Raw genomic sequence first — 11,858 nt, 5'->3', positions numbered from 1 at the left:
AGCCCTTGATGTCCGTTCCAACCACGATGTTTCGCCTCACTGGCCGCGACTACCCGCCGGCCAAGCTGAGCCACGCCAGCCTGATCATCATCGATGCGCAAAAGGAGTACCTCAGCGGGCCCCTGGCGCTGTCGGGCATGGACGAGGCCGTGGCCAACATCGCCAGGTTGCTCGACGCCGCGCGCAAGAGCGGCCGTCCGATCATCCACGTTCGCCACCTGGGCACTGTCGGTGGCCGCTTCGACCCACAAGGGCCGGCCGGCCAGTTCATTCCGGGGCTGGAGCCGCTGGAAGGCGAAATCGTCATCGAAAAACGCATGCCCAATGCATTCAAGAACACCCAGCTGCATGAGACCCTGCAGGCGCTGGGCCACCTGGACCTGATCGTCTGCGGCTTCATGAGCCACTCCAGCGTCAGCACCACGGTACGCCGCGCCAAGGACTACGGTTACCGCTGCACCCTGGTGGAAGACGCTTCGGCGACCCGCGACCTGGCATTCAAGGATGGGGTGATCCCGGCCGCGCAGATCCACCAGTGCGAAATGGCCGTGATGGCCGACAACTTCGCTTGCGTGGCCCCCACCGCCAGCCTGATCTGATCGGCTGGGTACGACCGCCCGGCAGCCGGGCGGAACCCGATGGGCGGCTCCAGGTCGAATTCCGGATATCCACAGAGGAGAGCGGAATGAAGCTCAAAGGCAGTTTCGACGCCAAGCGCCTGCGCCCGCGCGAACCGCGTAACTGGGGCGCCCGCCTGGCGGCCGGCCTGTCGGCCATGCTGGCGACCCTTGGCGTGCTACTGGCAATGGCCGGCGTCGCCGGCCTGCTGGGCAACTACCCTGCCCTGGCGGAGCTCAATGCCAACAAACCGCTGGCCGGTATCCTCACCGTGGCCGGCTTGCTGCTGCTGTGGCTGGGCGTGCGCTTCTGGCGGCGCAGCCGCATTCGCCTGCGCCGCGGGCGGGAACTGAACCTGTCGCCGCACCTGATGAAGAAGCATGACTGATGGGGTTGTATTACCTGTATCGGCCTCTTCGCGGGCACGCCCGCTCCCACAGGTACCCCGCTCCCTTCAGCCCCAGTGATATCCCTGTGGGAGCGGGCGTGCCCGCGAAAGGGCCGGCACAGGCTGCACAAGGCCCCACAGTCGCGTAAACTACGCCGCCCACGTGGAGGCATCATGCAAGACGACGATTTTTCCCTGTTCAAGGCCGAAGTGCGCGGTGTCAAACCGATCACGCACGACCGCGCCGAAGTCGGCAAGCCGAAGGCCGACCGCCAGAAGCTGGCCGGCCTGCGCCAGGCGGCGACCGTGCGCAGTGACAAGGCGCTGGTGATCGACGGCATGTCCGACCAGTTCGTCATCGACGTTGGCGCCGAAGACGAGCTGCTGTGGCGCCGCGACGGCGTGCAGGAAGGCCAGCTGCGCAAGCTGAAGCTGGGGCAGATCCCGTTCGAGGGCAGCCTCGACCTGCATGGCATGACCGTGGAAAAGGCCCGCGAAACCCTGTGGGACTTCATCGCCGAAGCCACCAAACTGGAAGTGCGCTGCGTGCGGGTTACCCACGGCAAGGCCGCGCGCCTGGACGGCAAGCGCCCGATGATCAAGAGCCACGTCAACACCTGGCTGCGCCAGCACCCGCAGGTGCTCGGTTTTGCCTCGTGCAACGCCCGCCACGGCGGCACCGGCGCGGTGTATGTGATGCTCAAGCGAACCATGCTCGAAGGCCGCGACGAGTAACGCCGCGCTTGCAGCGCCGCCCTCACCGCCGTACCCTTCGTTTTTGCGATTTTTTCCCACAGGTAGATCCATGTCCCTGGAACAGAACTACACCGAGATCCTCAGCCAGATTGGCGAGGACGTCTCCCGTGAGGGCCTGCTCGACACGCCCAAGCGGGCTGCAAAGGCGATGAAGTACCTTTGCCGCGGTTATGAGCAAACACTGGAAGAAGTCACCAACAACGCGCTGTTCAGCTCTGACAACAGCGAAATGGTGCTGGTCCGGGACATCGAGCTGTATTCGATGTGCGAACACCACATGCTGCCGTTCATCGGCAAGGCGCACGTGGCCTACCTGCCCAAGGGCAAGGTACTGGGCCTGTCGAAGGTGGCGCGCATCGTCGACATGTACGCTCGCCGCCTGCAGATCCAGGAAAACCTCAGCCGCCAGGTTGCCGAGGCCGTGCAGCAGGTAACCGGTGCCGCCGGCGTTGCCGTGGTCATCGAAGCCAAGCACATGTGCATGATGATGCGCGGTGTCGAGAAGCAGAACTCGACCATGATCACCTCGGTGATGCTGGGTGAGTTCCGCGAAAACGCCGCCACCCGCAGCGAGTTCCTCAGCCTGATCAAGTGATTGGCTGCTGACCCCGAGCCGACCCTGCCGGGTCGGCTTTTTCATTTCAGGAGTTGCCCATGATCGTCAAAGCCCTGCGGGTTGGCCTCGGCCAGCTCATCGTGTTCGGCGACTGGATCAGCCGCCCGGCCAAGCGCAAGCGCGACGCCGCCGCCCAGGCCCGCGTCGAGCAAGCGGCCCAGGGCCTGGCGCTGTACCAGTTCCACGCCTGCCCGTTCTGCGTCAAGACCCGCCGTACCCTGCACCGTTTGAACGTGCCGGTGGCGCTGCGCGATGCCAAGAACGACCCGGTGCACCGCCAGGCCCTGCAGGAAGGTGGTGGCCGGGTGAAAGTGCCGTGCCTGCGCATTGAAGAAGCGGGCAAGGTGACCTGGATGTATGAGTCCAAGGCGATCATTGCCTACCTGGATGAGCGGTTCGCTTCGGCCTGACCGTTTGCAGGCGGCCTGTACTGGCCCTTTCGCGGGCACGCCCGCTCCCACAGGTTCACCACAGGGCTGAATATTGTGGAATACCTGTGGGAGCGGGCATGCCCGCGAAGAGGCCGGCACAGCTAGAAACTAGCCCACCATCGGCACATGCCGTGGATGGCTGCTGACCCGCTCCAGCCAGGCCCTCACTGCCGGGTAGTCGGCCAGGTCGAACCCGCCCTGCTGCGCCACATGGGTGTAGGCATACAACGCCACATCGGCAATCGAATACTGCTCGCCGACCAGGTACGGCGTCATCTGCAGCTGCCGCTCCATCACCCTCAGGGCCTTGTAACCGCCCTTGTGCAGCTTGCGGTACTCCTCCAGGCGCTCGTCTGGCAACCCCAGGTAGAACTGGATGAAACGCGCCACGGCAATGTACGGCTCATGGCTGTACTGCTCGAAGAACTGCCACTGCAACACCTGGGTACGCAGGCGTGGCTCGGTGGGCAGAAACTCGCTGCCATCGGCCAGGAAGTTGAGAATGGCATTGGACTCCCACAGGTAGCTGCCGTCTTCCAACTCCAGCACCGGCACCTTGCCGTTGGGGTTCATCGCCAGGAACTCGGGCGTTTCGGTCTCGCCCTTGAGGATGTCCACCGGGTGCCATTCATATGGCCGGCCCAGCAGGCTCAACATCAGCTTGACCTTGTAACAGTTGCCCGACTGGTAGTCGCCATAGACCTTGTACATCGCCCCTCCACTCCCAAGCAGTTCTGCATTTGCGCCCAATAGTTGGCGACTGTACGGCTAAAAGCAATGGCCGCTGTATGGCAAGGATCAACCTTGCTCGCTGTAGTCTGAAAAAACTGCTTACACCTTTACAAGGATTTTGTTCATGACCGATGCCACTTCCGCACGCCTGCGGCCCCTGGCAGACAGCTCCCCGTCGGCGGTGGTCGCCGGCTTCATCGCCATGCTCACCGGCTATACCAGCTCGCTGGTGCTGATGTTCCAGGCCGGCCAGGCTGCCGGGCTGACCAGCGCGCAGATTTCGTCATGGATCTGGGCGTTGTCGATCGGCATGGCGGTGTGCAGCATCGGCCTGTCGCTGCGTTACCGCACGCCGATCACCGTGGCCTGGTCCACCCCAGGCGCCGCCTTGCTGATCACCAGCCTGGGCGGGGTCAGTTATAGCGAGGCGATCGGCGCCTACATCACCTGCGCCGTGCTGGTGCTGATCTGTGGCCTGACCGGCAGCTTCGAGCGCCTGGTCAAGCGCATCCCGGCCTCGCTGGCCTCGGCGCTGCTGGCGGGCATCCTGTTCAAGATCGGCAGCGAAATCTTCGTTGCCGCCCAGCACCGCACCTTGCTGGTACTGGGCATGTTCTTCAGCTACCTGCTGGTCAAGCGCCTGTCGCCGCGTTACTGCGTATTGGCCGCGTTGCTGGTGGGCACGGTGCTGTCCGGCGCCCTGGGCCTGCTGGACTTCAGCGGCTTCCGCCTGGAAGCGGCCACGCCGGTGTGGACCACGCCAAGCTTCTCGCTGGCGGCGACCATCAGCATTGGCATTCCGCTGTTCGTGGTGGCGATGACTTCGCAGAACATGCCGGGTGTGGCCGTGCTGCGCGCGGACGGCTATCAGGTGCCGGCCTCGCCGCTGATCTCGGCCACCGGCTTTGCCTCGCTATTGCTGGCACCGTTCGGCTCGCACGGGGTCAACCTGGCGGCTATCAGCGCGGCGATCTGCACCGGGCCGCATGCCCATGAAGACCCGGCCAAGCGTTATACCGCGGCGGTGTGGTGCGGGATTTTCTATGGCATTGCCGGGGTGTTCGGCGCGACCTTGGCGGCGTTGTTTGCGGCGCTGCCGAAAGAGCTGGTGCTGTCGATTGCGGCGCTGGCGCTGTTCGGCTCGATCATGAACGGGCTGACCGTGGCCATGAGCGAAGCGCGGGAGCGGGAGGCAGCGGTGATTACCTTCATGGTGACCGCTTCGGGGCTGACCTTGTTCTCGATCGGCTCGGCGTTCTGGGGGATTGTGGCGGGGGTATTGGCCTTGATGATCCTCAACCCGCGCAGGGCCTGAAGGTATTTGTTGCCTGTACTGGCCTCTTCGCGGGCTCGCCCGCTCCCACAGGTACCACTGCCCTCAGGTTCAGTGATATCCCTGTGGGAGCGGGCATGCCCGCGAAGAGGCCGGTACAGGCAACACAAAGCCCAAGCCCAGATCACAACCTGAAATGCCCCACCATCCCCTTCAGGTCGGTACCCAACTGCGCCAGCTCGATACTCGACCGGGCATTGTCCTGCATTGCCAACGCCGCCTGATCGGCACTGCCGCGGATCTGCGTGACGCTACGGCTGATCTCTTCCGCCACCGAGCTCTGCTGCTCGGCCGCCGCGGCAATCTGCTGGTTCATCTGCTGGATCAATGACACCGCCGCCGCGATGCTGCCCAGCGCACTTTCGGTCTGCAGTGCATCAGCCACCGCCAAACGCACCAGCTCGGTACTGCCGCGTATCTGCGCCACCGACTGCTGAGCATTGCCACGCAGGCTGGCGACCAGGGTCTCGATCTGCTCGGTAGACTGCCGGGTACGCCGCGCCAGCGCACGCACCTCATCAGCGACCACGGCAAAACCACGCCCCTGCTCACCAGCCCGGGCGGCTTCGATTGCAGCATTCAGCGCCAGCAGGTTGGTCTGCTCGGCCACGCTCTTGATCACTTCCAGCACGTCGCCAATGGTGTGGATCTCGGCACTGAGGCTGTCGATGCCGGCGCTGGCCGTCTCCGCCGCCGCCGCCAGTTGCTCGATGCGCTGCATGCTCTGGCGCACCACCTGCTGCCCGGAATCAACCTTCTCGTCCGCAGCCTGGGCCGCCTGCGCCGCCTCTTCGGCATTACGCGCCACATCGTGCACCGTGGCGGTCATCTGCTGCATGGCGGTGGCTACCTGCTCGGTCTCTTCCTTCTGGCTGCCCACCTCGCGGTTGGTCTGCTCGGTCACCGCCGAAAGCGCCTGCGCATTGCCGGCCAGTTGCTCGATGCCCTGCTGCAAACCGCTGACAATGCCCGACAAGCCCGCCGCCATCTGCTGCATGGCCTGCATCAGCTGCCCTACTTCGTCACGCCGTGGTGCCTGGGCGTCAAAGCTCAGCTCGCCGGCAGCGATGCGCTGGGCGCGGGCAATCACATGCTTGAGCGGGCCGACCACGGCGCGGGTGATCAGCCAGGCGGCCAGCACACCTACCAGCAGCGCCAATGCCGTAGCCAGGCCGATGGCCACGGCATTGCGTTGCAGTTCGCCCTGCAGGGCCTGCTCCTGCCCCAGGTAGGCCTGGTCGACCCGGCTGGTGACTTGTTCGGCACTGGCCTGCAACTGCGCCTTCAAGCCCTGCTCGCGGGCCAGCTGGTCAGTGTATTCGTTGAGTTTTTCCGAGAAGCTGCCAATGTGCCCCGCCACTTCGCCTAGCACACTCTGGTAGCCAGCATCGCTGACGGCGCCCTGCAACTGGCTGACCAGGCTGGCGGCCTCGACGGTCTGGGCGATGCGATCCTGGCTGACGCCCTCTTCACCCTTGCGGCTTTTTTCCAGGCGTACCCGCGCTTCGTCCATGGCCTGCAGCATCAGCCGTGACACCTGTGCCACCTGCCCGGCCTGCTCGAGGAACGCGCCGCCCTGCTGGCCCTGGGACTGCTTGAGGGTATACACGCCGTCGTCAGCCAGGCCGGCCTGCAGCACATCGAGGTTGTTGGCCACGCTGGACACCGACCAGCTGGCCATGTCCAGCGCCAGCTCCTTGGCCTGCACCGCCTCGACAAAGGCCTCGAATGCCTGGCCGTAGGCGGCCAGGTCGGTTTCCGCCGCCGCCAGCGCCGGCAGGCCACGGGCGCGTTCGGCCAAGCCCTGCAGGCCGCTGCGCAAGGCCTCGGCCTGCTGCAGGTCGGAGCGCAGGGCAAAGGCCTGCTCGTGCTGGCGCAAGCGCAGCAGGTCGGTATTGAACTGAGCCAGTTGGCGCAAGCTGTCGAAGCGCTGGCCAACGCTGTGCAGCGCGGCAATGCCAATGGCCGCCACCGCCAGGGTCAGCACCAGCACCAGGGCAAAGCCCAGGCCGAGTTTGCGGGCCATGCCCAGGTTGGCCAGCACACCGTGCTTGCTCGCGCCCATGCCGATTCCCCTTCTGCGTGCGAGGTTATCCCGAAGGCCAAGGGTGGCAACGTTGCCAGCCGATGAACAAGGGCCTGGCGTCAGAATAGTGTCAAATAGCTATGAGCGTGTCGCTATCAGCTTGGCAGAGGTCGCCCTGCGTGCTGAAGGAAGGCCTGGGCGCGAGAGTCCTGCCCGTAGGCGACATTGATGCGCAGCCAGGTACTGGCCGCGCCCTGGTAATCGAAGGCGCTGCCGGGGGTGAGCAGCACATCGTGTTCCAGCGCCAGGCGCTCCAGGCTGGCGAAATCCCGGCCCGGCACGCAGGCCCAGACGAACATGCCGCCGTAGGGCTCGCAGAACACCTGCCAGCCCGCCTGTTCCAGCTGGCCGAGCAGCCTGGCCATGTGCTGCCCCAGGCGCACACGCAACCGCTGCACGCTCTTGCGGTAGCTGCCGTTGGCCAGCATCTGCCCCACCACCTGCTCGGCAAAGCGCGAGGTACCGATGCCGCTGACCATCTTCAACTCGGCCAGACGCGCCAGCAACAGCGGGTCGGCGACCAGGTAGCCGACCCGCAGCGAGCTGCTGAGGGTTTTCGAGAAGCTGGCCATGTAGATTACCCGCTGTTCGCTGTCGAGGGTGGCCAGGCGGGTGGCCGGGCCTTCCTGGAAGTCGGCGTAGATATCGTCCTCGATGATGCGCAAGTCGTGCTCGCGGGCCAGCTCCAGCAGGCGATACGCCACCTTGGGCGTCAGGCTGGTGCCGGTGGGGTTTTGGTACAGGCTGTTGATGAACAGGCAGCGCGGCTTGTGCGCCGCCAGCAGGGCTTCGAGGGTGACCAGGTCCGGGCCTTCGGCGGTGCGCGGCACCGGCAGCATGTGCACCTGGTGCTGGCGCAGCAGGTTGTACAGGTTGTAGTAGCCGGGGTTTTCCACCAGCACCGTGTCGCCCGGGCGCAGCAGGGTGCGCACCAGCAGGTCGAGGCCGTGGCTGGCGCCGTGGGTAGTGAGGATACGTTCGGGGCCGGCGGCGATGCCCAGCTGCGCCAGGCGCTTGTGCAACTGCTGGCGAAGGCTGGCCAGGCCCAAAGGTGGGCAATAGTCGAACAGGTCCTGTGGGTTGCCGCGGCTGACCTGGCGCACTGCCTGGGCCAGTTCGGTGGCGGCGCGCCAACTGCTGGGCAACCAGCCGCAGCCCAGCTTGAGCAACTCGTCATGGCCCTCGCGAAACTGCCGCCAGCTGCCGTCGCCGGCCTCGCCCCAGGGTTGGGCATCTTCCACGGCCAGGCCGGGTTTGCGCTCGGCGACGAAAAAGCCAGTGCCGTGGCGGGCCTCCAGCCAACCGCTGGCGACCAGGCGGTCGTAGGCTTCGATCACACACGACGCACTGACCGCCTGGCTGCGGGCCAAGGCCCGGATCGACGGCAGGCGCGCGCCGGGGCGCAGGCGTTGCTGGTCGATCCAGGTTTGCAGGTGGTCGGTGAGTTGCTGTACCAGCGGGGTGGTGCTGGTGCGGTCGAGGGGCAAGTGCATGGGGCAAGTGTTCGCTGGTTTTGAGCGAACAGTTAAGCATAAAAGGGTTGCCGGTGTGTCTGGTGATGGGGATGGGCTGGCATCAGAGTTGGCAGGCCCGGCCCTTTCGCGGGCACGCCCGCTTCTACAGGTTCTGTGCGATCCCTGTGGGAGCGGGCGTGCCCGCGAAGAGGCCGGAACAGCCACCAGAAAACCAGGATCCCTACCCATGCCCTCCGCCCCGGCCCGCCTGGCCTTCGCCCTCTGCCTGATCACCCTGGCCGTCAACCTGCAGGCCCCGCTGTACATCACCTACGCCGACCTCTCCGGGCAAGGCGCCGCCGCCACCGCAGTGGCCTTCTCCGGCTATGTGCTGGGCGTGCTACCCGTGCTGCTGGCCCTGGGCGGGCTGGCCGACCGGGTTGGGCGCCGGCCATTGGTGCTCGCCGCACTGGCCCTGTCGATGGTCGCCACCGTGCTGATGCTGCAGGCCCCCAGCCTGCAAACCCTGGGCCTGGCGCGGCTGTTCCTCGGCCTGGGCACCGGTCTCGCCTCGGCCACGGCCACCGCCTACATGGGTGAACTGATGGGCGGCGCGGACAACACCCGCGCCGCCAATTGGGTTACCGCCAGCACCTCGCTGGGCTTTGGCCTGGGTGCAGCACTGACCAGCCTGTTCCTGCTGCGCGGCCCCAGCCTGACCCCGGGCAGCTTCCACCTGCAACTGCTGCTGGCGGCGCTGGCCATGCTGCTGGTATGGCGCCTGCCGGACCTACGCCCGGCACAACGCAACCCCATGCTGCGCCTGCCCTGCTACCCCCGTGGCAGCGTGGCCTATGGCCTGGCCATTTTGCTGGCGTGGGCCTGCGTGGGGCTGGTGATCGCCCTGCTGCCGGGCATCCTGCGCCAGCACGGGCTTAGCGCCTGGTCGGGGTTCTCGACCTTTTGCGTGATCAGCTGCGGGTTGTTGTTCCAGCCCATGGCACGGCGCCTCAGCAGCCGTACGGCCACGTTGCTGGGGCTGGTGATATTGCCGTGCAGCTATGCCGTGCTGGCCTGGGGTGCGGACAGCGGCCAGCTGGGCGCGGTATTGCTGGGTGCGGTGGCGGCCAGTAGTGCGTGCTACGGGTTTATCTACCTGGGCGGGCTGGCGGCGGTGAACGAGCTGGCCGGCAGCGAGAAGACACGGGCCAGCGCCGGGTTCTTCCTGCTGGCGTACCTGGGGTTCAGCCTGCCGGTGATCTTTACCGGGCTGTTGAGCGACCGGTTGGGGTCACGATTGGCGTTGCTGGTGTTTGGTGGTGTGCTGGTGGTGGGATGTGTGGTGGTTGGGCTGGCATTGAGGTGGTCTGCCAGGGCCTCTTCGCGGGCTTGCCCGCTCCCACAGGGACATCACAGGACCTGAGGTCAGCGGGGTACCTGTGGGAGCGGGCAAGCCCGCGAAGAAGGCCACGCGGTTTCGGCTCAGATCGCCGTAGCCCCACCATCCACCGTCAGGCAATGCCCTGTGGTAAACGCCGCGCCATCACTGCACAGATACAACACGGCACTGGCAATTTCCTCGACCTTGCCAATGCGCCCCACCGGATGCATGGCAGCGGCAAACTCGGCCTTGCGCGGGTCGGCCTCATAGGCACGGCGGAACATGTCGGTGTCGATCACCGCCGGGCACACCGCATTCACCCGGATGCCCTTCTTGGCGTATTCGATGGCCGCCGACTTGGTCAGGCCGATCACCGCGTGCTTGGAGGCGCTGTAGATGCTCATCTTCGGCGCCGCGCCCAAGCCCGCCACCGAAGCGGTATTGACGATGGCCCCACCGCCCTGGGCCAACAGCAACGGCAGCTGGTACTTCATGCACAGCCACACACCCTTCACGTTGACGCCCATGATGGCATCGAACTCCGCCTCGCTGCCCTCGGCCAGGCGGCCCTGCTCTATCTCGATACCTGCGTTGTTGTAGGCATAGTCCAGCCGGCCATAGGCGGCGATCAGGCGCTCGTGCAGTTGGCGCACCTCGACGTCACGGGTAACGTCGCAGGCAATGAACAGCGCCTCCCCGCCCGCAGCGTGGATCAGGGCCACAGTGGCCTCGCCACCGGCCGGGTCGAGGTCGGCCACCACCACCTTCAGGCCCTCCCGGGCGAAAGCCAGGGCAGTTGCCCGGCCGATGCCGGCGGCACCGCCGGTGACCAGGGCTACCTGGCCGGAATAGGTCATGCTCATCGCGTGCTCCAAAGCGTGCTTGGTGGGGTTCAGAGCATAGTCAGCCACCACCCGCGCGGGCAGCATCATCACCCCACCGGTTGGGCTACCATGCTTGTCAGTGATGTTAAGGACCTGCCTACATCAACAGGGTAGATTTGACGCCTCCCCCTTCCATTGCCCACAAGGACCCGCCATGACCAACACCAACCGCCGCTTCCTGCTCGCCAAACGCCCGGTCGGCGCCGTGCGCCGTGACGACTTCAGCTTCGAGACCGTGCCCGCCGAACAACCCGGCGAAGGCCAGGTGCTGGTGCGCAACCTGTACCTGTCGTTGGACCCGGCCATGCGCGGCTGGATGAACGAAGGCAAGTCCTACATCCCGCCCGTGGCCCTGGGCCAGGTGATGCGCGCGCTGGGCGTTGGCGAGGTTGTTGCCTCCAACCACCCCGCCTACAAGCCGGGCGACCATGTAAGCGGCGCCCTTGGCGTGCAGGACTACTTCACTGGCGAACCCCAGGGCCTGCACAAGATCGACCCCAGCCTGGCGCCCCTGCCGCGCTATCTGTCGGCGCTGGGCATGACCGGCATGACCGCCTACTTCGCCCTGCTGGACGTCGGCCAGCCCAAGGCCGGTGACACTGTGGTCATTTCCGGCGCGGCCGGCGCGGTGGGCAGCATTGTCGGGCAAATTGCCAAGATCAAAGGCTGCCGCGTGGTCGGCATTGCCGGCGGCGCCGAGAAGTGCCAGTACCTGAAGGACGAACTGGGCTTTGACGGGGTGATCGACTACAAGGCCGAAGACGTGCTGGCCGGCCTGAAGCGCGAATGCCCCAAAGGCGTGGACGTGTACTTCGACAACGTCGGCGGCGACATCCTCGACGCCGTGCTGACCCGCATCAACTTCAAGGCACGCATCGTGATTTGCGGCGCCATCAGCCAATACAACAACAAGGAAGCGGTGAAAGGCCCGGCCAACTACCTGTCGCTGCTGGTGAACCGTGCGCGCATGGAAGGCTTCGTGGTGATGGATTACGCCAAGGATTACGGCAAGGCCGCGCTGGAGATTGCCGGGTGGCTGGCCAGCGGGCAGGTGAAGAGCAAGGAGGATGTGGTGGAAGGGCTGGAGACCTTCCCCGAGACCTTGCTGAAGCTGTTCAGTGGGGAGAACTTTGGCAAGTTGGTGCTCAAGGTTTGAAATTGAGGTAGCCAACACTGGCC

The 11,858-nt window shown here is 65.6% G+C and carries 12 protein-coding genes and 1 pseudogene; 8 read left to right on the top strand and 5 right to left on the bottom strand.

Annotation, left to right across the window (positions count from 1 at the left end; all coding sequences use genetic code 11):
- Positions 1 to 8 precede the first annotated feature (8 nt).
- The 5 genes from B2790_RS20105 to B2790_RS20085 all read left to right on the top strand — a co-directional run bounded on the left by B2790_RS20105 (position 9) and on the right by B2790_RS20085 (position 2,788).
- Positions 9 to 599 carry a cysteine hydrolase family protein gene (locus B2790_RS20105; RefSeq protein WP_025338152.1) on the top strand — a complete coding sequence of 197 codons (591 nt, stop codon included), beginning with the start codon at positions 9 to 11 and terminating at the stop codon, positions 597 to 599.
- An 86-nt stretch (positions 600 to 685) separates the two neighbouring features.
- Positions 686 to 1,006: a hypothetical protein gene (locus B2790_RS20100; protein WP_024086500.1), complete on the top strand. Its 321-nt coding sequence runs from the start codon at positions 686 to 688 to the stop codon at positions 1,004 to 1,006.
- Positions 1,007 to 1,180: 174 nt separating this feature from the next.
- Positions 1,181 to 1,741 carry a Smr/MutS family protein gene (locus tag B2790_RS20095; RefSeq protein WP_024086499.1) on the top strand — a complete coding sequence of 187 codons (561 nt, stop codon included), beginning with the start codon at positions 1,181 to 1,183 and terminating at the stop codon, positions 1,739 to 1,741.
- A 70-nt stretch (positions 1,742 to 1,811) separates the two neighbouring features.
- Positions 1,812 to 2,357: a GTP cyclohydrolase I FolE gene (gene folE / locus B2790_RS20090; protein ID WP_013971502.1), complete on the top strand. Its 546-nt coding sequence runs from the start codon at positions 1,812 to 1,814 to the stop codon at positions 2,355 to 2,357.
- A 59-nt stretch (positions 2,358 to 2,416) separates the two neighbouring features.
- Entirely contained in the window at positions 2,417 to 2,788 is a 372-nt protein-coding gene (locus B2790_RS20085) for a glutaredoxin family protein (RefSeq protein WP_003260822.1), read from the top strand.
- A 129-nt stretch (positions 2,789 to 2,917) separates the two neighbouring features.
- Here B2790_RS20085 and B2790_RS20080 read toward each other — a convergent pair whose 3' ends face one another.
- Entirely contained in the window at positions 2,918 to 3,520 is a 603-nt protein-coding gene (locus B2790_RS20080) for a glutathione S-transferase family protein (protein WP_025338149.1), read from the bottom strand.
- Positions 3,521 to 3,665: 145 nt separating this feature from the next.
- Here B2790_RS20080 and B2790_RS20075 point away from each other — a divergent pair, with 145 nt between their 5' ends.
- On the top strand, positions 3,666 to 4,856 hold the full coding sequence (locus B2790_RS20075; RefSeq protein ID WP_286919599.1) for a benzoate/H(+) symporter BenE family transporter: 1,191 nt from the start codon (positions 3,666 to 3,668) through the stop codon (positions 4,854 to 4,856).
- Positions 4,857 to 4,998: 142 nt separating this feature from the next.
- Here B2790_RS20075 and B2790_RS25095 read toward each other — a convergent pair whose 3' ends face one another.
- From B2790_RS25095 to B2790_RS20065, 3 genes and pseudogenes are all read right to left on the bottom strand, one after another.
- A complete protein-coding gene (locus B2790_RS25095) occupies positions 4,999 to 5,862 on the bottom strand; it encodes a methyl-accepting chemotaxis protein (protein ID WP_370290417.1) in 864 nt (287 codons plus the stop codon).
- Positions 5,860 to 6,387: pseudogene (locus tag B2790_RS25090) on the bottom strand (HAMP domain-containing protein); the annotation flags it as partial. The pseudogene B2790_RS25090 and the gene B2790_RS25095, both read right to left, overlap by 3 nt.
- Before the next feature lie 668 nt (positions 6,388 to 7,055).
- Entirely contained in the window at positions 7,056 to 8,453 is a 1,398-nt protein-coding gene (locus tag B2790_RS20065; RefSeq protein ID WP_286919597.1) for a PLP-dependent aminotransferase family protein, read from the bottom strand.
- Between the two features lie 208 nt (positions 8,454 to 8,661).
- Between B2790_RS20065 and B2790_RS20060 the strand changes: the two genes are divergently transcribed.
- Positions 8,662 to 9,837, top strand: coding sequence for an MFS transporter (locus tag B2790_RS20060; RefSeq protein WP_286919596.1), 1,176 nt, complete (start codon positions 8,662 to 8,664; stop codon positions 9,835 to 9,837).
- Positions 9,838 to 9,896: 59 nt separating this feature from the next.
- Here B2790_RS20060 and B2790_RS20055 read toward each other — a convergent pair whose 3' ends face one another.
- Positions 9,897 to 10,658: an SDR family oxidoreductase gene (locus B2790_RS20055; RefSeq protein WP_286919627.1), complete on the bottom strand. Its 762-nt coding sequence runs from the start codon at positions 10,656 to 10,658 to the stop codon at positions 9,897 to 9,899.
- A 175-nt stretch (positions 10,659 to 10,833) separates the two neighbouring features.
- Between B2790_RS20055 and B2790_RS20050 the strand changes: the two genes are divergently transcribed.
- Positions 10,834 to 11,835 (top strand): NADP-dependent oxidoreductase, encoded by a 1,002-nt coding sequence (locus B2790_RS20050; protein WP_024086491.1) that lies wholly within the window; start codon positions 10,834 to 10,836, stop codon positions 11,833 to 11,835.
- Positions 11,836 to 11,858 lie beyond the last annotated feature (23 nt).

Source organism: Pseudomonas sp. UBA6753, assembly GCF_002453565.1.
GTDB classification, from domain to species: domain Bacteria; phylum Pseudomonadota; class Gammaproteobacteria; order Pseudomonadales; family Pseudomonadaceae; genus Aquipseudomonas; species Aquipseudomonas putida_Z.
This window is presented reverse-complemented; position numbering and strand designations above follow the sequence as displayed.

Bases quoted from the DNA above. Each gene is read 5' to 3' on its own strand.
- B2790_RS20105 (WP_025338152.1), top strand. From the start codon at position 9: ATGTCCGTTCCAACCACGATGTTTCGCCTCACTGGCCGCGACTACCCG.
- B2790_RS20100 (WP_024086500.1), top strand. From the start codon at position 686: ATGAAGCTCAAAGGCAGTTTCGACGCCAAGCGCCTGCGCCCGCGCGAA.
- B2790_RS20095 (WP_024086499.1), top strand. From the start codon at position 1,181: ATGCAAGACGACGATTTTTCCCTGTTCAAGGCCGAAGTGCGCGGTGTC.
- folE (WP_013971502.1), top strand. From the start codon at position 1,812: ATGTCCCTGGAACAGAACTACACCGAGATCCTCAGCCAGATTGGCGAG.
- B2790_RS20085 (WP_003260822.1), top strand. From the start codon at position 2,417: ATGATCGTCAAAGCCCTGCGGGTTGGCCTCGGCCAGCTCATCGTGTTC.
- B2790_RS20080 (WP_025338149.1), bottom strand. From the start codon at position 3,520: ATGTACAAGGTCTATGGCGACTACCAGTCGGGCAACTGTTACAAGGTC.
- B2790_RS20075 (WP_286919599.1), top strand. From the start codon at position 3,666: ATGACCGATGCCACTTCCGCACGCCTGCGGCCCCTGGCAGACAGCTCC.
- B2790_RS25095 (WP_370290417.1), bottom strand. From the start codon at position 5,862: ATGGCGGCGGGCTTGTCGGGCATTGTCAGCGGTTTGCAGCAGGGCATC.
- B2790_RS20065 (WP_286919597.1), bottom strand. From the start codon at position 8,453: ATGCACTTGCCCCTCGACCGCACCAGCACCACCCCGCTGGTACAGCAA.
- B2790_RS20060 (WP_286919596.1), top strand. From the start codon at position 8,662: ATGCCCTCCGCCCCGGCCCGCCTGGCCTTCGCCCTCTGCCTGATCACC.
- B2790_RS20055 (WP_286919627.1), bottom strand. From the start codon at position 10,658: ATGAGCATGACCTATTCCGGCCAGGTAGCCCTGGTCACCGGCGGTGCC.
- B2790_RS20050 (WP_024086491.1), top strand. From the start codon at position 10,834: ATGACCAACACCAACCGCCGCTTCCTGCTCGCCAAACGCCCGGTCGGC.